This window comes from Paracidovorax wautersii, assembly GCF_900113035.1.
Lineage (GTDB): Bacteria > Pseudomonadota > Gammaproteobacteria > Burkholderiales > Burkholderiaceae_C > Paracidovorax > Paracidovorax wautersii.
On sequence record NZ_FONX01000007.1, the window covers coordinates 208,187 to 228,250 of the forward strand.

At 67.7% G+C, this 20,064-nt stretch carries 20 protein-coding genes; 12 read left to right on the forward strand and 8 right to left on the reverse strand.

Features of this window, described 5'->3' with window-relative positions; translation table 11 throughout:
* Window positions 1–211 precede the first annotated feature (211 nt).
* The 5 genes from ppsA to BM070_RS12885 all read left to right on the forward strand — a co-directional run bounded on the left by ppsA (window position 212) and on the right by BM070_RS12885 (window position 6,256).
* Window positions 212–2,602: a phosphoenolpyruvate synthase gene (gene ppsA / locus BM070_RS12865; RefSeq protein ID WP_092939798.1), complete on the forward strand. Its 2,391-nt coding sequence runs from the start codon at window positions 212–214 to the stop codon at window positions 2,600–2,602.
* 37 nt (window positions 2,603–2,639) lie between these two features.
* The gene (locus tag BM070_RS12870; RefSeq protein ID WP_092939799.1) at window positions 2,640–2,996 is read left to right on the forward strand and encodes a DUF4212 domain-containing protein; all 357 of its coding nucleotides are present in this window, start codon (window positions 2,640–2,642) and stop codon (window positions 2,994–2,996) included.
* Window positions 2,989–5,097, forward strand: a complete 2,109-nt coding sequence (locus BM070_RS12875) for a VC_2705 family sodium/solute symporter (protein ID WP_092939800.1) — start codon at window positions 2,989–2,991, stop codon at window positions 5,095–5,097. Before BM070_RS12870 ends, BM070_RS12875 begins: the two co-directional genes overlap by 8 nt.
* Before the next feature lie 120 nt (window positions 5,098–5,217).
* A complete protein-coding gene (locus tag BM070_RS12880) occupies window positions 5,218–5,694 on the forward strand; it encodes a hypothetical protein (RefSeq protein ID WP_092939801.1) in 477 nt (158 codons plus the stop codon).
* A 145-nt stretch (window positions 5,695–5,839) separates the two neighbouring features.
* On the forward strand, window positions 5,840–6,256 hold the full coding sequence (locus BM070_RS12885) for a nuclear transport factor 2 family protein (RefSeq protein WP_092939802.1): 417 nt from the start codon (window positions 5,840–5,842) through the stop codon (window positions 6,254–6,256).
* Window positions 6,257–6,378: 122 nt separating this feature from the next.
* On the opposite strand, the gene BM070_RS12890 is transcribed toward BM070_RS12885, so the two are convergent.
* Complete coding sequence (locus BM070_RS12890; RefSeq protein WP_092939803.1) at window positions 6,379–6,738, reverse strand: FKBP-type peptidyl-prolyl cis-trans isomerase; 360 nt, start codon at window positions 6,736–6,738, stop codon at window positions 6,379–6,381.
* A gap of 120 nt (window positions 6,739–6,858) precedes the next feature.
* Entirely contained in the window at window positions 6,859–7,164 is a 306-nt protein-coding gene (locus BM070_RS12895) for a winged helix-turn-helix transcriptional regulator (protein WP_092939804.1), read from the reverse strand.
* Between the two features lie 246 nt (window positions 7,165–7,410).
* Between BM070_RS12895 and BM070_RS12900 the strand changes: the two genes are divergently transcribed.
* The 3 genes from BM070_RS12900 (at window position 7,411) to BM070_RS12910 (ending at window position 10,135) form a co-directional block, all read left to right on the forward strand.
* Window positions 7,411–8,667, forward strand: a complete 1,257-nt coding sequence (locus BM070_RS12900; protein ID WP_092939805.1) for a CaiB/BaiF CoA transferase family protein — start codon at window positions 7,411–7,413, stop codon at window positions 8,665–8,667.
* Between the two features lie 147 nt (window positions 8,668–8,814).
* A complete protein-coding gene (locus BM070_RS12905; RefSeq protein WP_092939806.1) occupies window positions 8,815–9,816 on the forward strand; it encodes a DnaJ C-terminal domain-containing protein in 1,002 nt (333 codons plus the stop codon).
* Between the two features lie 4 nt (window positions 9,817–9,820).
* Entirely contained in the window at window positions 9,821–10,135 is a 315-nt protein-coding gene (locus BM070_RS12910) for a chaperone modulator CbpM (RefSeq protein WP_092939807.1), read from the forward strand.
* 183 nt (window positions 10,136–10,318) lie between these two features.
* Here the strand turns inward: BM070_RS12910 and BM070_RS12915 are convergent, their stop codons facing one another.
* A complete protein-coding gene (locus BM070_RS12915; protein ID WP_092939808.1) occupies window positions 10,319–11,317 on the reverse strand; it encodes a LysR family transcriptional regulator in 999 nt (332 codons plus the stop codon).
* A 126-nt stretch (window positions 11,318–11,443) separates the two neighbouring features.
* Here BM070_RS12915 and BM070_RS12920 point away from each other — a divergent pair, with 126 nt between their 5' ends.
* The 4 genes from BM070_RS12920 to BM070_RS12935 all read left to right on the forward strand — a co-directional run bounded on the left by BM070_RS12920 (window position 11,444) and on the right by BM070_RS12935 (window position 15,394).
* Window positions 11,444–12,391 (forward strand): dihydrodipicolinate synthase family protein, encoded by a 948-nt coding sequence (locus BM070_RS12920; protein ID WP_092939809.1) that lies wholly within the window; start codon window positions 11,444–11,446, stop codon window positions 12,389–12,391.
* Window positions 12,392–12,469: 78 nt separating this feature from the next.
* Entirely contained in the window at window positions 12,470–13,444 is a 975-nt protein-coding gene (locus BM070_RS12925) for a Bug family tripartite tricarboxylate transporter substrate binding protein (RefSeq protein ID WP_092939810.1), read from the forward strand.
* Complete coding sequence (locus tag BM070_RS12930; protein ID WP_092939811.1) at window positions 13,434–14,159, forward strand: SDR family NAD(P)-dependent oxidoreductase; 726 nt, start codon at window positions 13,434–13,436, stop codon at window positions 14,157–14,159. The genes BM070_RS12925 and BM070_RS12930 overlap by 11 nt, the downstream gene beginning before the upstream one ends.
* Window positions 14,160–14,224: 65 nt before the next feature.
* Window positions 14,225–15,394: a mandelate racemase/muconate lactonizing enzyme family protein gene (locus BM070_RS12935; RefSeq protein ID WP_092939812.1), complete on the forward strand. Its 1,170-nt coding sequence runs from the start codon at window positions 14,225–14,227 to the stop codon at window positions 15,392–15,394.
* A gap of 283 nt (window positions 15,395–15,677) precedes the next feature.
* Here BM070_RS12935 and BM070_RS24245 read toward each other — a convergent pair whose 3' ends face one another.
* From BM070_RS24245 to BM070_RS12955, 5 genes are all read right to left on the reverse strand, one after another.
* Window positions 15,678–16,769, reverse strand: coding sequence for a hypothetical protein (locus BM070_RS24245; RefSeq protein WP_139222823.1), 1,092 nt, complete (start codon window positions 16,767–16,769; stop codon window positions 15,678–15,680).
* A gap of 464 nt (window positions 16,770–17,233) precedes the next feature.
* On the reverse strand, window positions 17,234–18,034 hold the full coding sequence (locus BM070_RS12940; RefSeq protein ID WP_092939813.1) for an amino acid ABC transporter permease: 801 nt from the start codon (window positions 18,032–18,034) through the stop codon (window positions 17,234–17,236).
* Window positions 18,031–18,696, reverse strand: a complete 666-nt coding sequence (locus BM070_RS12945; RefSeq protein WP_092939814.1) for an amino acid ABC transporter permease — start codon at window positions 18,694–18,696, stop codon at window positions 18,031–18,033. Before BM070_RS12945 ends, BM070_RS12940 begins: the two co-directional genes overlap by 4 nt.
* A gap of 17 nt (window positions 18,697–18,713) precedes the next feature.
* A complete protein-coding gene (locus tag BM070_RS12950) occupies window positions 18,714–19,616 on the reverse strand; it encodes a glutamate ABC transporter substrate-binding protein (RefSeq protein ID WP_092939815.1) in 903 nt (300 codons plus the stop codon).
* A 105-nt stretch (window positions 19,617–19,721) separates the two neighbouring features.
* Window positions 19,722–20,064, reverse strand: a 343-nt coding sequence (locus tag BM070_RS12955) for an integrase core domain-containing protein (RefSeq protein WP_139222824.1), incomplete at its 5' end; no start/stop codon positions are given.

The following is a 20,064-nucleotide window of genomic DNA, read 5'->3' on the forward strand; positions in this document are numbered from 1 at the left end:
GGAGGGATGGCGGGGTGTGCGGCCGGCGGGCTGGGGCGCATGCGCCTCGGCCGGCCTACAATCGCGCCCATTATTCCCAATTCATCACCATGCAACGCGGCTGCCCACTACCAGAACAGCAAAGCCAGCTGCCTTGCATGGGCGCGCGCCCACCTCGTTCGCTCCGCTTGGGCGCAGGCGCAGACCCGGTTTCAACTTCTGGAGCTTTCCCATGTCTGCACTGTTCGAATCGACCGCCCTGGTCGTTCCGTTTGAAAACCTGAGAATGAGCGACGTCGAGTCGGTGGGGGGCAAGAACGCCTCCCTCGGCGAGATGATCTCCCAGCTGCCCCAGGGCGTGCGAGTGCCCACCGGCTTCGCCACCACGGCGCATGCCTTCCGTGAGTTCCTGAAGCACGAAGGCCTGGCCGACCGCATCAGCCAGCGCCTGGCCACGCTCGACACCGAAGACGTGCGCGCGCTCGCCGCCGCCGGCGCCGAGATCCGCGGCTGGCTCGAAGCCCAGCCCTTCCCGGCCGACCTGGAAAAGGCCGTGCGCGACGCGTTCGCCACGCTGTCCGAAGGCAACCCGCAAGCCAGCTTCGCCGTGCGCTCGTCCGCCACGGCCGAAGACCTGCCCGACGCCTCGTTCGCCGGCCAGCAGGAAACCTTCCTGAACGTCGTCGGCATCGAAGACGTGCTGCACAAGATGAAGGAGGTGTTCGCCTCCCTCTACAACGACCGCGCCATCAGCTACCGCGTCCACAAGGGCTTCGCGCACGACGTCGTGGCCCTCTCGGCCGGCGTGCAGCGCATGGTCCGCTCCGACAAGGGCGCGGCCGGCGTGATGTTCACGCTCGACACCGAGTCCGGCTTCGAAGAGGTCGTCTTCATCACCTCCAGCTACGGCCTGGGCGAGACGGTGGTGCAGGGCGCCGTGAACCCCGACGAGTTCTACGTCCACAAGCCCATGCTGGCCGCCGGCAACAAGGCCGTGATTCGCCGCAACCTGGGCTCCAAGCTGATCCAGATGGTGTTCGCCTCGCCCGAGGAGAAGAAGGCCTCCGGCAAGCTGGTGCAGACCACCGACGTGCCCGCAGAGCTGCGCAACCGCTATTCGCTGACCGACGCCGAAGTGCAGCAGCTGGCCGAATACGCCATCGTCATCGAGAAGCACTACGGCCGTCCGATGGACATCGAGTGGGGCAAGGACGGCACCGACGGCAAGCTCTACATCCTGCAGGCGCGCCCCGAGACGGTGAAGAGCCAGTCCAAGGGCCAGGCCGAGCAGCGCTTCAAGCTCAAGGGCACCGGTACCGTGCTGGCCGAAGGCCGCGCCATCGGCCAGAAGATCGGCACCGGCCCCGTGCGCCTGGTGAGCGACATCGCCGAAATGGACAAGGTGCAGCCCGGCGACGTGCTGGTCACCGACATGACCGACCCCAACTGGGAGCCGGTGATGAAGCGCGCCAGCGCCATCGTCACCAACCGCGGCGGTCGTACCTGCCACGCGGCCATCATCGCGCGTGAACTCGGCATCCCGGCCGTGGTGGGCTGCGGCGACGCCACCAGCCTGCTCAAGGACGGCACCCTGGTCACCGTGAGCTGCGCCGAGGGCGACACCGGCAAGATCTACGATGGCCTGCTGGAAACCGAGGTCACCGAGGTGCAGCGCGGCGAGATGCCCGCCATCAAGACCAAGATCATGATGAACGTGGGCAACCCCCAGCTGGCCTTCGACTTCTGCCAGCTGCCCAACGAAGGCGTGGGCCTGGCCCGGCTGGAATTCATCATCAACAACAACATCGGCGTCCACCCCAAGGCCATCCTGGACTACCCCCAGATCGACGCCGACCTGAAGAAGGCCGTCGAATCCGTGGCCCGCGGCCACGCCTCGCCCCGCGCCTTCTACGTGGACAAGGTCGCCGAAGGCGTGGCCACCATCGCCGCCGCCTTCTGGCCCAAGCCGGTCATCGTGCGCCTGTCGGACTTCAAGTCCAACGAATACCGCAAGCTCATCGGCGGCAGCCGCTACGAGCCCGAGGAAGAGAACCCCATGCTGGGCTTCCGCGGCGCGGCGCGCTACATCAGCGAAGACTTCGGCGAAGCCTTCGCCATGGAATGCGATGCCTTGAAGCGCGTGCGCGGCGAGATGGGCCTGACCAACGTGCAGGTCATGGTGCCCTTCGTGCGCACGCTGAAGCAGGCCGACCGCGTGACGAAGCTGCTGGCCGACCATGGCCTCAAGCGCGGCGAGAACGGCCTGAAGGTCATCATGATGTGCGAGGTGCCCAGCAACGCCGTGCTGGCCGACGAGTTCCTGCAGTACTTCGACGGCTTCTCAATCGGCTCGAACGACCTGACCCAGCTCACCCTGGGCCTGGACCGCGACTCCGGCCTCGAATTGCTGGCAGCCGACTTCGACGAGCGCGACCCGGCTGTGCAGGCGCTGCTCAAGCGCGCCATCGGCGCCTGCCTGGCGCAGGGCAAGTACGTGGGCATCTGCGGCCAGGGCCCCAGCGACCACCCCGACTTCGCCCAGTGGCTGGCCGACGAGGGCATCTCCTCGATCTCGCTCAACCCCGACAGCGTGATCGCCACCTGGCAGCAGCTGGCGCGCTGACGCCCGCGCCGGCCTGGGCTACCGACCGATCGCCGCCATGCCGCAGCCGGCACCGGACGAAGCGTTCCGTGAGGGCGCTCCGTTCGCGCCGGACCTGCACGATGCGCGGCACCTGTGGCTCAAGGCTGGGCTGCTGCTGGCCTGGGTGCTGGTCTCCTTCGTCGCCTGCTATTTCGCGCGCGATCTGCAGGTGATGGTGGCCGGCTGGCCCCTGGGCTACTGGATCGCGGCGCAGGGGGCGATCCTCGCCTTCCTCGCCATCACCGTCTTCTACTGCGTGGCCATGGACCGCTTCGAGCGCCACGACGCGGGCGCTTGCGCCCCCGCTGCCAAATCCGACTCATCCGGCTCGCCCGAGCATCCGGCCGCCGCGCCGCGCCCGCCCCATGGCTGAGCGGCAGGGTGGTGGCGAAGGCTACGGCGCGGGCGCCTCCGGCTCCTCCGGCGCCACTTCGGCCCTGCACCGCATCGTGTGGATGTACGTGGTGGGCGTGCTGCTCTTCGTGGGCGTCATGGCCTGGGCCGAGCAGCAGGGCCTGTCGCGCCAGTGGATCGGGCCGATCTTCCTCTTCCTCACCGTGATGGCCTATGCCGTCATCGGCGTCTATGGCCGTACGACCGACCCGGACGACTACTACGTCGCCGGCCGCCGCGTGCCCGCCGTCTACAACGGCATGGCCGCCGCCGCCGACTGGATGAGCGCGGCCTCCTTCATCAGCCTGGCCGGCGCGCTCTACCTGCAGGGCTTCGCCGGCCTGCCGCGCCAGGCGGGCGGCCTGGCCTACCTGCTGGGCTGGACGGGGGGCTTCTGCCTGGTCGCCATGCTGATCGCGCCGCACCTGCGCGCCATGCGGCTCTACACCGTGCCCGACTTCTTCCAGGTGCGCTTCGGCGGACGCTGGCCGCGCGTGATCGCCGCGCTGGCGGCGGCGGCCTGCTCGTTCACCTACGTGGTCGCGCAGATCTACGGCGTGGGGCTGATCGCCTCGCGCCTGACGGGCGTGCAGTTCGAGATCGGCATCATGCTCGGCCTGGGCGGCGTGCTGCTGTGCTCCTTCCTGGGCGGCATGCGCGCCATCACCTGGACGCAGGTGGCGCAGTACGTGGTCATGCTGCTGGCCTTTCTCATCCCCGTGTCGTGGCTGGCCTACAAGCAGCTGGGCAACCCGGTGGCGCCCCTGGTCTATGGCGCGCAGATCGGCAAGATCGCCGAGCTGGAATCGCGCCTGCTGGCCTCGCCCGCCGAGCACGAGGTGGTGCTCGCCTACCAGCGCCGCGCCGAGGAGCTGCAGGCGCGGCTGGCCGATGTGCCCGCCGCCATGGAGCACGAGCGCCAGGCCCTGGGCGAGCGCATGCGCACGCTCCGCGCGCAGAACGCCGACGTGGGCCTGATCGTCGCCGCCAGCCGCGAGCTGGCCGCGCTGCCGCACGACGAGGCCGTGGCCCGCGAGCGCTGGACGCGCGAGATGCGCGAGAACCTGGAGCGCGCGCGCCCGCTGGGCGGCCTGCCGCGCCACAGCCAGGCCTACGGCGGCGACCCGGACGGCACGCCGGAGCAGCAGGCGGAATACGAGAGCATGCGCCGCAACTTCCTCGCGCTCATGTTCTGCCTCATGGTCGGCACGGCCGGCCTGCCGCACCTGCTCACGCGCTACTACACCACGCCGGGCGTGTCGTCGGCGCGGGCCTCGGTGGCCTGGACCATCTTCTTCATCGCGCTGCTCTACCTGAGCGCGCCGGCCCTGGCCGTGCTGGTCAAGTTCGAGGTGATGAACAACCTGGTGGGCAGCCATTTCGACGCGCTGCCGCACTGGATGGCGCAGTGGGCGCGGGTCGATGGAGCCCTCCTGTCGGTGGAAGACGTGAACGGCGACGGCATCCTGCAGTTCGGCGAGATCCGCATGGGCACCGACCTCATCATGCTCGCCACGCCCGAGATCGGCGGGCTGCCCTATGCCGTCTCGGGCCTGGTCGCGGCGGGCGGCCTGGCGGCGGCGCTGTCCACGGCCGACGGGCTGCTGCTCACCATCAGCAATGCGCTGGTGCGCGATCTCTACTTCCGCGAAACCCGCCGCAAGGCCTCGCCCGAGCAGCGCGTGATCCTCACCAAGTTCACGCTGCTCATCGTGGCGCTGGCGGCGGCCTTCGTCGCGGCGATGAAGCCGTCGGACATCCTGCCCATGGTCACGGCCTCGTTCTCGCTGGCGGCCTCGGCCTTCGTGCCGGTGATGGTGCTGGGCATCTTCTGGCGGGGCACCAGCCGCCAGGGCGCGGTGGCCGGCATGCTGGCCGGGCTGGGGGTGACGGTGTATTACCTGCTCTCCCACGTGGGCGGCGTGCGCGCCGTGGTGCCCGCGCCGCTGCTGGCCGATGGCCTCTGGTTCGGCATCCAGCCGATCTCGGCCGGCGTGTTCGGCGTGCCGGTGGGGCTGGCTACCGCCTGGGCCGTGAGCCTGGCCACGCGCGGCGGCCGCCAGACCGCGGTTTCTGGATAAACCCCGATTCACGGGCGCGGGCGCGGGTGGCACGCTCGCCGCCAGAACTCCATTCCGCTCGCTTCGCCCCATCCGCCCATCCCGCGCCAGAGCGCGGCCAGTCTTTCCTCGAAAGGCGCCATGATCTTCTCGAAGACGCCGGCCGGCCTGCAGGCGCTGAAAGCCCGCCACGGCCTGCTCACCCCGCGCCAGCGCTCGGCGTTCATTCTCTTCGACGGCCAGCGCACGCTGGGCCAGGTGCTGGAGGCCACTTCCAGCCTGGGCATCACCATGGCGGACGTGCAGGCCATGCTCGACTTCGGCCTGCTGGAAGTGGGCGGTGCGGCCGAGCCTTCCGTGCCGCCGCCTGCGCCGCCAGCTCCTTCACTTGGTTCGCCCCCGCAGGCCGGCAGCGGGCGGCCGGGCATCGAGCGCTATCAGGCGGCCTACCCGGTGGCCACGCAGCTCACCGGGGGCCTGGGGCTGCGGGGCCTGCGGCTTAACCTGGCCGTGGAGCGCGTGCGCAGCTTCGAGGAACTGGCCGCGCTGGCACCGCGCATCCGCGAGGCCGTGGGCGAGGTGGCCTACGCCCGGCTGCATGCTGCGTTGTTCGATTGATCGGCCGCGCCTTTCACGCGCCGCCGCGCGGGCTGCACTGGCACGCCGTTTGCGGGCAGGCGGTAAGGCCGATGGGCGAGGGCGCCCGCAGCTTCGTGCACGCCGGCCCCTGCGACGACTCTTTTCTTCTCCCGAACGAATCACCATGCATCACGAACCCCTGGAAACCGTCCGCACCTATCTGAAATGCCTGCACGCGGGTGACACCGCCGGCCTCGTGGCCGCGTTCGAGCCGGACGGCGTGGTGCATTCGCCCTTCCTGGGCACGATGCGCGCGGATGAATTCTTCCAGCGGCTGGCGCAGGCCTCCAGCCGCAGCGTCATCACCGTGCTGGACCTGTTCGCCTCGGTGCAGCCCACCGACCCGCAGGGCGTGCGCGTGGCGGCCTATTTCCGCTACGACTGGACGCTGGCCGACGGCAGCGTGGTGGACTTCACCTGCGTGGACGTGTTCACCTTCCGCCCGGGCAGCGCCCGCATCCAGGACATGCGCATCGTCTATGACACGCATCCGCTGCGCGAGCAGGTCGGCGACAAGTATGCCGCGGCGCCCAAGGCCTGAACGGGAACCATCCAGGCAAAAGAAAAGCGGCCCGCAGGCCGCTTGGAGGGATCCATGTGGCAGCCCGGGGGGCTGCCGGCACGCGGGGCCGAAGGCCGGCCCGCAAGCGCTGCCGTGGACGATCAGCGGCCGACGGCCAGCAGTTCCACGTCGAACTTCAGCGTGGCGTTCGGGGGGATCACGCCGCCCGCGCCGCGTGCGCCGTAGCCCAGGGCTGCGGGGATGATCAGCGTGCGCTGGCCGCCCACCCTCATGCCCTGCACGCCTTCGTCCCAGCCCTTGATGACCATGCCGGCGCCCAGGCCGAACTGGAAGGGGTCGTTGCGGTCGCGGCTGGAGTCGAACTTGGCGCCTTGCTCGCCGTTGTTGTAGAGCCAGCCCGTGTAGTGGACGCTGACGTGCTGGCCGCGCGTGGCCTCGGCGCCTTCGCCGACGACGGTGTCTTCGTATTGCAGGCCGGATGCGGTGGTGGTCAATGCCATGGTGTTCCTCGGTGTGCTAATTTGCTATGAAAAGATGAGCTGCATGCGCAGGTTTTGCAAGGGCTGCAGCCCGAAAAGCCTGTAAGCGCGCAGCCGGGGCGCGCGCCGGAGGGCGATGGCTTACTTCTTCACGCGGGCGGCGGCCCAGCGGGTGGCGAAGGCCTGCACGTCCGACAGGCGCTTGAGCAGGTCCACGCCCGAGGGCGTGACGGTGTAGCCGTCGCTGCCATGGTCCAGCAGGCCGCACTCGCGCAGTTCCTTGATCCGGGTGTTCAGCGTGTTGGGGGTGATGCCGCCCACGCTGTCCTGCAGCAGGCGGAAGGTCTGCGGATGGCCGTCGCGCAGGGCCCACAGCACGCGCAAGGCATAGCGGCATTCCAGCTTCTCGAACAACTGGTTGATGGCGGCGTTTTCTTTGGAGCTCATGGATGCTTCTCCTTGCTCAGGTATCAGGGTATTTGGCCGTCGTGCCGGGCGGGCGGCGACTTCCGCGAGATCGCTATCAATATAGCGGCGAAATGAATTTGCTACAAGTTTAATAGCTCGGTAGTGAAGTGCTATCTGCGCTGGAGGGTGAAAACCCCGTCGTGACAATGTGTTGCAGCCATGCCACGGGGCGGCTGCGCTTCCTAGAATCCAGGCCTCCACAGGCTCCTGCCGCCCGGCCACGCCATGCACCACAGCACCCCAGCGGCCGACGCCGCCACCCCGCCATCCGCCTCGCAATCCGCCACGCCCGCCCGGGCCGCGCTGCCGCTCGCCGGCCTGCGCGTGGTGGAGTTCTCGCACATGGTCATGGGCCCGACCTGCGGCATGGTTCTGGCCGACCTGGGCGCCGAGGTCATCAAGGTCGAACCCGTGGAGGGCGACCGCACGCGCCACCTGCTGGGCGCGGGCGCCGGCTTCTTCGCCATGTTCAACCGCAACAAGAAGAGCATCGCGCTGGACCTGCGCAGCCCGGGCGGGCTGGAGGTCGCCATCCGCCTCGCCTCGTCGGCCGACGTGGTGGCGCAGAACTTCAAGCCCGGCGTGATGGCCCGCTACGGCCTGGACTACGCCGCGCTCTCGCGCCTGAACGAGCGGCTGGTCTATGTGAACCACGCGGGCTTTCTGCCCGGCCCCTACGAGCACCGCACGGCGCTGGACGAGGTGGTGCAGATGATGGGCGGCCTGGCCTACATGACCGGCCGCCCCGGCGACCCGCTGCGCGCCGGCAGCAGCGTGAACGACATCATGGGCGGCATGTTCGGCGCCATCGGCGCCATGGCCGCGCTGATGCAGCGCGCCGCCACCGGGCGCGGGCAGGAGGTGGATGCCGCCCTGTTCGAGAACAACGTCTTCCTGGTCGGCCAGCACATGATGCAGTACGCCGTCACCGGCCAGCCGGCCGCGCCCATGCCCGAACGCATCTCGTCCTGGGCGGTGTACGACGTGTTCAGCGTGCAGGGCGGCGAACAGATCTTCCTGGCCGCCGTGAGCGATGCGCAGTGGCGCACCTTCTGCGACGCGCTGGGCTATGCCGACCTGCGCGCCGATCCGCAGCTCGCCACCAACAACGACCGGGTGCGCGCCCGCGCCACCCTGCTGCCCGAGCTGCGCCGCCGCCTGGCCGCGCATACCGCCGCCGAACTGGCCGCGATCTTCGAGCGCCACGGCCTGCCGTTCGCGCCCATCGCCCGGCCCGAACAGCTCTTCGACGACCCGCACCTGAACGCCACAGGCGGCCTGGCCGAAGTCACCCTGCCCGACGGCGAACGCGCCGGCCACACCGCCCGCGTCGCCCTCATGCCGCTGCGCATGGACGGCCAGCGCCTGGGCGTGCGCAGCAGCCCGCCCCAGCGCGGCGAGCACACGGCCGCGCTGCTGCAGGAACTGGGCTACGCGCCCGAGGCGATCGCCGCGCTGCAGGCGGCGGGCGAAGTGGCGTAGGCGCCGCGCGCTGCCTCACCCCAGCGTTCTTCCGGCGCACCTCGTTGCCTGCAGGCGGACCGCAGAGCTTGCGTTTCGCCCGATCGCTACCATGTGCGCAAGAGTGGGCGCCCTGCGGCGCCTCTCAACCCGTGGGAGCCTGAACCGATGGATTTCAAGGACTACTACCAGACCCTGGGCGTGGAGCGCGGCGCCGATGCCGCCGCCGTCAAGAAGGCCTACCGGCGCCTGGCGCGCAAGTACCACCCCGACGTGAGCAAGGAGCCCGACGCCGCCGCCCGCATGAGCGAGCTGAACGAGGCCTACGCCGTGCTCTCCGACCCCGAAAAGCGCGCCGCCTACGACACGCTGGGCCAGCAGCGCACCACGGGCGCCGGCCAGGGCGCCGGGGGGGGCGAGCGTGGCGCCCAGGGCTTTCAGCCGCCGCCCGGCTGGGCCAGCGGCTTCGAGTTTTCCGGCGGCCCCGGCGGCATGGAAGGCGAGGGCGCCGACTACAGCGATTTCTTCGAATCCCTCTTCGGCCATGCCGCTGCGGCGCAGGGCCGGGGCGGCGGCGCGCGCCAGGCCGCACGCGGGCGCGACCACCATGCCCGCATCGACATCGACCTGGCCGACGCCTATGCCGGCGCCACGCGCGCCATGCACCTGCGCAGCGCCCAGCTGGACGGCGAAGGCCGCGTTCAGCCCACCGAGCGCACGCTGGAAGTGCGCATTCCCCAGGGCGTGAAGGAAGGCCAGCTGATCCGCCTGGCCGGCTACGGTGCGCCGGGCGGCGAGGGCAGGCCCGCGGGCGACCTCTACCTCGAAGTGCATTTCAACCCGGATGCGCGCTGGCAGGTCGAGGGCCGCGACGTGACGCAGACCCTGCGCGTGGCCCCGTGGGAGGCCGCGCTCGGCGGCGACGTGGACGTGACCACGCCCGCAGGCGGCACGCTGCAGGTCACCGTGCCGGCCGGCTCGCGCCCGGGCCGCAAGCTGCGCCTGAAGGGCCGGGGCATTCCCGGCAACCCCGCCGGCGACATGTATCTGGTGCTCGACATCGTCTGGCCGCCGGCCGACACGCCGCGCGCCCGCGAACTCTATGCCGCCATGGCGCGCGACCTGGCCTTCGATCCGCGTGCCGACGCCAACCCCACACCTCGGAGCTGATGCCATGAGCCATGAAACCTCTTCTTCCGTCACCGGGGTGCTGCTGGACGACGACACCCTGGGCCTGCACGACTTCGCCCACACCTGCGCGGTGGAGCCGCACTGGGTGATCGAGCGCGTGGAGTCCGGCCTGATCGAGCTGCCCGCGCAGGGCGACGGCGTGGACCGCGTGCAGTGGCGCTTCGCCAGCACCCACGTCGTGCGCGCCCGGCGCATGGCCTTCGTCGAGCGCACGATGGACGCCAACCCCGAACTCGCCGCGCTGGTCGCCGATCTCGAAGAAGAGATCGCCCGGTTGCGGCGGCGGCTGGGGGACTGAAGCGCGTATCGCCAGGCCGCCCGCCAGGTGCCGGTGGGGCCGTGCGGCCGGCGGGTGCCGAGAAGGAATCGAAGCCTTTTCGGCCGGTAGCGCTTATGGATCAAGCGCTGATAGCTATCAATTAAATAGCAATTTGACCCGAGGGCGCGATGCCCGCCGCCGCAAGCCGCCCGGCCTGCCGCGTCAGGCCCCAGCCGGCGCGCTGTCCCCGCGCGCCAGTGCCCACAGCGTTTCCGCGGTGGGCGCCATCTCGGCGCGCTGGCGGTAGAGGCGTATCTCCACCGGCACGTTCCAGGCCGCATCGCCGGCATGCATCAGGGTGCCGGCGCGCAGTTCGTCGGCGATCAGGCTGTGCGGCAGCCAGGCCACGCCCCGGCCTTCCAGCGCCATGGTCTTGAGCAGCGCGGCATGGTGCGCGGTGAACACCACCGCCACCCCTTGCGCGATGGCCGATTCCGGGCCGTCGCCGAACACGCCCCGCATGCGGGCCCGCATGATGCGGCCCAGGCCCGAGGCCTCGCCATAGGCCAGCACCGGCAGGGGCGCCGCGTCTGCCAACGGGTCCGCTCCCGAGCCCGCGCCTGTGGCCTGCGCGATCGGGTGCAGCGGCTCGGCCGCGCCCGGCGCCGCCGGCCCGCAGACGGGCATGAGCACATCGTCCGCCAGGCGCAGCACGGGGTATTGCGCCTCGTCCAGCCGGCCGGGCACGTCGGGGTGGCCGTGGCAGAGCACGAACTGCACGCGCCGCTGCAGCGCCTCGTCCTCGCAGGCGTCGTAGCTGTCGGAGATGGTCTGGATCGGGCCCAGCCGCAGCTGCGCCTCCAGCATGCCCAGCCAGCGCGGAAAGAAGGTGAGCGACAGCACGTGCGTGGCCGCGAAGCGCAGGCTGGCGGCGGCCTGGTCGTGCGCGGCGCGGGCCTTGATGCGCGCGGCCTCCAGATCGGCCAGCAGGGCGGCGAGCAGGGGGCGGAAGCGCTGGCCCGCCGCGGTGAGCGCCGCGGGGTGGGCGGTGCGGTCGAAGAGCTCCACGCCCACCCAGTCCTCCAGCGCGCGGATGTGCCGGCTGAAGGCCGGCTGGGCGATGGCGCGCGCCTCGGCCGCGCGCGAGAAATTGCCCGTCTCGGCCAGCGCCAGAAAGTCTTCCAGCCACTCCAGATCCAGCGGTCGGTTGCCTGGGCCCATGCGTCTCCTGTCGGTCGGAATAGTTGTATGCGATTCGGGTATTGGACGGCCCCGGGCCGTGCGGGAAATGATCCGCCCCGTCATTCAACGAAGCCTTGCCTTCCCCATCACGGAGACATCCCGCACATGCCTGCCATCCAGAATTATCGGGGGATCATCCCCGCCATCTCCTGCCCCTTCACGCCCGACCACCGCATCGACGAACCCGCGCTGCGCAAGCTGGCCTCCTGGCTGGCCGGGCACGAGGGCGTGGTCGCCATCATGACCAACGGCCACACGGGCGAAGTGTTCTCGCTCACCCCGGCCGAGCGCGCCGAGGTCACCCGCATCGTGGCCGATGAGCTCAAGGGCCTTCCTCGTCCTGTGCCCGTCATCTCCTCCATCGTCTGCGAAGGCCTGGCCGAAGCCGCCGAGCATGCCCGCGCCGCCGTGGCCGCCGGCGCCGTGGCGCTGGACGTGATGCCCCCGCACCACTGGCTGCGCTTCGGCTTCACCTCCGGCCACGCGCTGCAGTACTTCGAGGCCATCCACAAGGCCGCGCCCGATGCCGACCTGGTCTGCCACGTCTATCCCGCCTGGACGCGGGCTTCCTACTCGTCGCAGCTGCTGGCCGAACTGGCGAAGCTGCCCTACCTGCAGGCCTTCAAGGTGGGCCAGCGCGACATGAACAAGTACGCCCGCGACATCCAGGCCATCCGCGAGGCCGATGCCTCCAAGGCCATCCTGACCTGCCACGACGAGTACCTGCTGGCCTCCATGGTGCAGGGCGTCGATGGCGCGCTGGTGGGCTTCGCCACCTTCATCCCGCAGCTCATCATCGACCTGTGGAATGCCGTGAAGGCGGGCGACCTGAAAAAGGCCATGGAAGTGCAGGCCGTCATCACTCCGCTGAAAGACGCCGTCTATGGCGGCGGCGAGCCCACGGGCGAGGCCCATGCCCGCATGAAGGGCGGCATGTACCTGGCCGGCGTGATCGCCGACGCCACCGTGCGCCCGCCCACCGATGCGCCCAGCGCCAAGGAAATGGACGCGCTGCGCGCCGCCGTGCAGCAGGCGGGCCTGCTCAAGCGCTGAACCGCGCCGGTGCAGAGCGGGGGCCCTTCACGCCCCCGCATCGGGGTCCTCAGAACAAAAGACAGGAGACAAGACACCATGCAACGCAAGCATTTCCTCCGCGCCGCCCTGCGCGCAGCCGTGGGGGCCGCGGCCCTCGTGGCCGCCGCCGGCAGCTTCGCGCAGACCTATCCGAACAAGCCGGTGCGCGTGGTCGTGCCGTTCCCGCCGGGCGGCACGCTGGACACCGTGGCCCGCATGCTGGCCCAGCGCCTGGGCGACCAGATGGGCCAGCCCTTCGTGATCGAGAACAAGCCCGGCGCCAGCGGCGTGATCGGCGGCGACACGGTGGCCAAGGCGCCGGCCGACGGCTACACGCTGCTGTTCAGCGCCTCCACGCACACCACGGCGCCCATGACGCTCAAGTCCGTGCCCTACAACGTCACGCAGGACTTCACGCCCGTCGCCCTCGTCGCCAAGGCGCCGCTCTCGGTCGCCATCAACAAGAACCTGCCCATCACCGACATCAAGTCGCTGCTGGCCTACGCCAAGGCCAACCCCGGCAAGATGACCTTCGCCGTGGGCTCCATCGGCTCGGCCGGGCACCTGTCCACCGAAATGCTCAAGCGCGCCGGCCACATCGAATACATGATCGTGCCGTACAAGGGCACGGCCCCGGCCTTCCAGGACCTGATCGGCGGGCAGATCGACGGCTTCATCGACCCCATCCTGGGCTCGCTCCAGTACCACAAGAGCGGCATGCTGCGCGTGGTGGCCGTCACCTCCGCCCAGCGCGTGCCCAACCTGCCCGACGTGCCCACCGTGGCCGAAACCATCCCCGGCTACGAGTTCTACAGCTGGTACGCCCTCTGGGCGCCGGCCAAGACGCCGCAGGCCATCGTGCAGCGCCTGAATACGGAAGTGAACAAGGCCCTGGCCGAGATGGGCCCCAAGCTCAAGGAACAGGGCCTGCTCGCCACGCCCGGCAGCGTCGAAGACTTCGCCAAGTTCCAGCGCGCCGACATGGAGCGTTCCCAGAAGATCGTGACCGAAGGGAACATCCGTGCCGAATGAGCTGCGTCCGCAGCCGCAGCGCCATGCCGTGGTCACGGGCAGCAGCAGCGGCATCGGCCAGTGCATCGCCCAATCGCTGCTGGCCGCCGGCTGGCGCGTGACGGGCCTGGACGTGGCCGCACCCACCCTGGCGCAAGGCGTGGCCGGCAGCAGCTTCACCCATGTGCCTCTCGACCTGGCCGACGGTGCCGCCATCGCCCGCGCCACCGCCGCGCTGCCCGCCGTGGACGCCCTGGTGCATGCCGCCGGTGTGCTGCGCGTGGGCCCGCTGGGCCAGCTCGACCACGCGGGCGGCGAGCTGATGTGGCGCCTGCATGTCGATGCCGCCACGCGCCTGGCCGACGCCCTGGTGCCCGGCATGGCCCAGCGCGGCAGCGGCCGCGTGGTCTTCATCGGCAGCCGCGTGGCGCAGGGCATGGCCGGCCGGGGGCAATACGCCGCCACCAAGGCCGCGCTCATCGCGCTGGCGCGCAGCTGGGCGGCCGAGGTGGCGGGGCAGGGCGTGACGGTGAACGTCGTCTCGCCCGCCGCCACCGCCACCGGCATGCTGAGCGATCCCGCCCGTGCCGGCAGCGCGCCGCGCCTGCCGCCCATCGGCCGCCTGATCGAGCCGGCAGAGATCGCCGCGCTGGTGGGCTACCTGCTGTCGGCGCCCGCCGCCGCCATCACGGGCCAGGACATCGCCATCTGCGGCGGCTCGTCGCTCGCCCGCTGATCCACCTCGATGGGCTCCGCCTTCTCCTTTTAAAGACACCCCCTCATTCCATTCCAGAGAGCACCATGAAAATCGTCGATATCGTCGAATCCACCCGCCCCATCAAGTCCGACATCCGCAACGCGTATATCGACTTTTCCAAGATGACGCTGAGCCTGGTGGCCGTGGTCACCGACGTGATCCAGGACGGCAAGCCCGTGATCGGCTACGGCTTCAACTCCAACGGCCGCTACGGCCAGGGCGCGCTCATGCGCGACCGCTTCATCCCCCGCGTGCTGGAGGCTGACCCCGCCTCCCTGGTGGACGACACCGGCGACAACCTCTGCCCCCACAAGATCTGGGCGCGCATGATGATCAACGAGAAACCCGGCGGCCACGGCGAGCGCTCCGTCGCCGTGGGCACCATCGACATGGCCGTGTGGGACGCCGTGGCCAAGATCGCCGGCAAGCCCCTCTACCAGCTGCTCGCCGAACGCTACGGCAACGGCAAGCCCGCCAACCCGCGCGTCTTCGTCTATGCGGCCGGCGGCTACTACTACCCCGGCAAGGGGTTGGACGGCCTCAGGAAAGAGATGGAAAGCTACCTGGCGCGCGGCTATTCCGTCGTCAAGATGAAGATCGGAGGCGCAACGCTGGCCGATGACTGCGAGCGCATCGAATCGGTCCTCAAGATCCTCGGCCCCGGCCAGCAACTCGCCGTGGACGCCAACGGCCGCTTCGACCTCAAGACCGCCGTCGACTACGGCCGTGCCCTGTCGCAATACCCGCTCTTCTGGTACGAAGAAGCCGGCGACCCGCTGGACTACGAACTGCAGGCCAAACTCGGCGAGGTCTATCAGGGCCCCATGGCCACGGGCGAGAACCTCTTCTCCATGCAGGACGCCCGCAACCTCATCCGTCACGGCGGCATGCGCCCCGACCGCGACTGGCTGCAGTTCGACTGCGCCCTGAGCTACGGCCTCGTCGAATACCTGCGCACGCTGGACATGCTCAAGGACCACGGCTGGTCCCCCAGCCGCTGCATCCCCCACGGCGGCCACCAGATGTCCCTGGCGATCGCCGCCGGCCTGGGCCTGGGCGGCAACGAAAGCTACCCGGACCTGTTCCAGCCCTATGGCGGCTTCCCCGATGGAGTAAAGGTGGAGAACGGGTATGTGACGCTGCCGGCGTTGCCGGGCATCGGGTTCGAGGGCAAGTCGGATCTGATTGCGGAGATGCGGGCGTTGGCGAGTTGAGGTGGAATAGGGCGCCAGCGCTTGCGGGGTAAGCGCTGGTTGCTATGGAAATTGAAGTGGCCGCTTTGCGGCCACTTCAATTTCTGTACTCCTGCTCTGATCGCTTGCTGGTGCTAACGAAATTGAAAGTAAGGCTGCGGGGCAACGGTTGGCGTAGTCAAGTGAAGTCTCATATCGGTAGCAAATCCGCCAAGAAAATGCAGTTAGTAATCTGCAAGTGCTGGTGCAGTGTTATATGATTTCTGCGGGAATTTGTGTCGTTGCGAAAGAATCTGATTTTTGCTTAGGCGTCCGGAGGCAAAAGATTTCCTTGCCCGTTGTTGGCTTGGTCATTGACTTCGGTCATTGAGATTGCTGCTATCGTCTCCTTGCTCAGTCGATTCGTTCGTCGGTTCTTGGAATGAAGCTTGTGGACCTCATTAACTACGTACTCATGGGGTTGTGGTATGCCTGCTTCATCCTCTTTCTGGTGTACGACTAGCCGACAAATCATGGATGTGCCGTTCTGGAACTTCACTTGCTTCAGGGCAACTTGCATCAGGAATCGATCGTCGCTTATCACAAAGCTGATATTGCGCTTTCCGAATCGTCCACGCCACTTGCCGCCATCCCGTGTCAGCACGGGCGCGATAATTTCTATGTCTGCCCGTTCAATTACTCTTGGCTCTAAATCTTCCAGGCTTACCACGAAGCCTTGGAAGCGCGCTCGCGGGACAAGCGTCTCTTCATCACCCGTGGGTGTGTGTGTGTTCGCGAACCCTATTGCTTCCACCTTGTCGTAGGTGAGTAACGACTCATAGAGTTGTGAACGCAATTTGATAATTCTGCGATTAGCGAGTAGGGAAGGTAAAATTGCTCCGACGGTAGGGGCATCTTCAAGATGCAACGAGAGGTTAGAGTCCGTGGCCGGCAACTTAGGAGCGTCTGCCGCCACCTCTTGCTCCATCTTTCTTAGTTCTAGGCGAGTCTTTCGGAGATTCAACTCGTTCTGTTCGATCTGTTGAGCAGCAAGTTTCTTGTCGCGGTCTATAGCCATAGAGTTGGCTTCGATCTGCTGGCCTAATAATGTGCTCTGGTAGTGCCACCAAGCGCTTGCAGAGCAGATTGCTGTTACTGCCGAACCGATGAGGCCTAGCGCTATAGCATGTTTCCCAATGAAGTTCAGATAGACTTCAAGGCCGCCTTCGCCATGCGCCATCGTCTCGATGCGCATGGAAATACCAAGCTGTTTGGCTACCTCCTTGACCAGTGCCAGTATCTCACCCTCGCATTCGTGGAGCACCCACGCATCCATCTCATGCGATTGATCTGCTAGCACAAAGTGCACCATGAGGCGACCAGGGCTTTCGCTTAAATCGACGGCGTTCATCTGCATGCTCTGCTCCTGATTTGTGTTCGCCGAGAATGTACCGGCAAAAAGGCAGTGAATTGCTTAGGTGAAATTCCGTGTGGTAGATAGGCCCTGTGGCCATCCTTAAAAATTGGCGCCCCCATTTCAGCGAAATTTCGGCTAGCTTGGCTACGTGAGGCCAGAAATTGGATTCGTGCCCGTCGATATTCTCAAGTCCCGATCTTAGTCGCAGTAGTTTTCTTGGAAGGACGATCTGCTGACTGTATTCAGTCTAAAGCGGTAGCACGGGTACGCATCGTCAAGCTCAGCGAAAGCCTCGATGCGTCACCAGCAAGAATGCTGTTCAGTCTTTATCGGTAGCTGCAAAAAGGGGCATGTCCACCAATGGGGCTATCTCCACCGAGCGTTTGACGACGGTTGTCTCTGATTGGTCGCCGTTCTGCTGCGGCATCTATCGACTGCTGTACGAAAAATAAACCCGCTGCCACTCAATACACCGGCCGCCCCACCCACCGGCTCGCCCGCGATATCCCGTAATTCACCAGGCAATACAGCCCCGCCACGACCAGGTACACCGGAACCAGCGAGTGGTAGTTGGCGATCAGCACCTTGGCGTTCTGCATCAGCTCGCCATAGGTCACGACATAGCCGAAGGTGGTGTCCTTCACCACGATGACCAGTTGCGCGACCAGGGCCGGGACGATGTAGCGCAGGGCCTGGGGGAAGACGATGGTGAAGAAGACCTGGGTTTCGGTGAGCCCCAGGCTGCGTGCGGCCTCGGTCTGGCCGCGGGGGACGGCGAGCACGCCGGCGCGATAGACCTCCGCCACCACGGCGGCGGTGCTTAAGGCGATGGGCAGGGTCAGCATCCAGTAGGTGCTGAGCTTGATGCCAGCCGAGGGCAGCACCAGAAAGCACAGGTAGATGAGCAGCAGCGTCGGCGTGCCGCGCAGGAATTCGATGGCCGCGATGCTGGGCCAGCGCAGGATGCGGGGCCGCGCCAGGCGCCCGGTCATCAGCACCAGGCCCAGGGCCAGCGCGATGGCGGCGCCCATCGCAGCCGACTGCAGCGTGCCGAGCAGGCCCTTGGCGAGGAAGGCCCAGGTCGTGGGCCAGGCGAAGAACTGCCAGAGCCGGCCTTCCAGCTGCCCGGCGGAATGAAAGCGGTAGGCGATGCCCGCGGCGAGCAGGAGCAGCACGCCCGCCGCGATCACGCTGACCACCCGGGTGATGGTGCGCGCCCGGGGGCTGGGCGCGCCGAACAAGGTGTCTTCCAGGGATCGGCTCATCGCAGTATGCGTACTTTCTTGTCCAGCGTGGCGCCGGCCCAGGCGATGAGCAGGCCGGTCGCCACGTACATCGCGGCGGCCACGGCGAATGCGGCCATGCCGGCGGCGGAGTCGTTGGCGAGCTTGGAGACCAGCGCGGTCAGCTCCCGGCCCGGCATGGGCACCTGCGATGCGAGCGAGGTGGACAGCATCAGCGCGATGAGCAGCGAGGTCATCGGCTGCACCACCGAGCGCAGCGCCTGCGGCAGCACGACCGAATAGATGATCCGCGCGGGCCGCATGCCCAGGCTGAGCGCGGCCTCGATCTGGCCGCTGGGGATGGTGTTGATGCCCGAGCGCAGGTAGTCGGCCGTGAAGGCGGAGCAGACCAGAATCAGCGTGAGGACGACGCTGGGCTCGTAGTCGATCACGAATTCGAGATCGGGCAGCGCGAACACGATGAAGATCAGCAGCGCCACGCTGGGGATGTTGCGGAAGACCTCGACGTAGAACGTGAGGAAGCCGCGCAGCGGGGGCAGGGGAAAGAGCCGCAGTGCCGCCACGGCCACACCCAGCACGACGCCCGGCACGAACGACAGCGCGGTGAGCTTCCACGTCAGCAAAAGGGCCTGCCAGAAGGCAGGCCCATGGTCGGCGAGGAGCCTGGAGATGTTGTCGCCCATCGTTCCGTTCGGTCAGGTCAGGGCAGGGCGGGCGGCGTCGGCACGGCCGTGCTGCCGGTGCGCTGGCCGATGGAGATGGTCCAGAGCTTGGCCCAGGTGCCGTCGGCTTCGATCTTCTTCAGGAAGGCGTTGACGAAGGCCACGCCGTCGGAGCCCTTGCGCAGGCCGATGCCGTAGGGGTCTTGCGCGCCGAAGGGCGCGCCGGCGAGCTTGGCGTCGCCGGTGCCCAGGCTCAGGGTGTTGAGCAGCAGGGTGTAGTCGGTCACGTAGGCATCCACGCGGCCCTGGCGCAGCGAATCGAGCGCTTCCTGGTGCGTCTGGAATTCCTGCACGGTGCTCTTGGGCGCGAACTGCGCGAGGATCGCGGGCCCGGTGGAGCCGGCCTGCGTGGCGACCTTCTTGCCGGCCAGATCGTTGTACGACTGGATGGATTTGTTGTTCGCCTTGACCAGCACCCCGGCCTGCGAGGTGTAGTAGGGGCCTGCGAACGAGATCTTCTCGGCCCGGGCGGGCGTGATGGAGTAGGTGGCCACGACTAGGTCCACCTGGTCGTTGATGAGCACTTGCTCGCGCGTGGACGAGTTCACCTGCGTGAACTGGATCTTGGCGCCGTCGCCCAGGATGTAGCGCGAAAGGAGCTGCGAAATGCCGGCATCGAAGCCGCGGATCTTGCCGTCCTTCTCGTTGAGCAGCGAGAACAGGTTCGAGGTCTGCGTGCCGCCCAGGCGCAGCGTGCCGGCCTGCTTGATCTTGCTGGCCCAGGGGCTGGCGGCGATGGTCTCGGCACTGGCGACGGGGCCTTTCGCCACCAGGGCGTCGAAGGCGGCGGTGTCGATGGGGGCGCCTTGTGCGAAGAGCGATCCACTGCCCGCAAGCGCCAGCGCCGCCACGGCGGATTTCAGAACGGTTTTGATGGGCATGCGGTCCTCCTTGAATGGTGATGTGTTGATTCGGGCAATGTATAGCACTGCCATTGCCCTGCCGATGTGGGTGAACGGCGGCAAATGGCTCGCAGCCGCTGGCCTCTAGCTGTGAACCGTCAAGAGGTTATTTGCAGATTTGAGCCTGGACATCGGAGCGATGTGACCAATGCCGCTGTGTGGCCTGTGCCAGTTGTAGTGGTGCTGCCAGCTCGCCAGGGCAGTGATCCGCTCGGCTGAGTTCTGGTACGTCCAGCCGTAAGCCCACTCTCGCAACGCCGACTGGATGAACCGCTCGGCTTTGCCATTGGTCTGCGGCCGGTATGGCCTGGTGAACTTGTGCTGCACTCCCAAGGCTTTGCAGGCAGCCGCAAACTCCTTGGACCGGAAGGCCGCTCCGTTGTCCGTCAGCAACCGTTTGACGTGCACGCCCAGCCCCGCGTAGTAC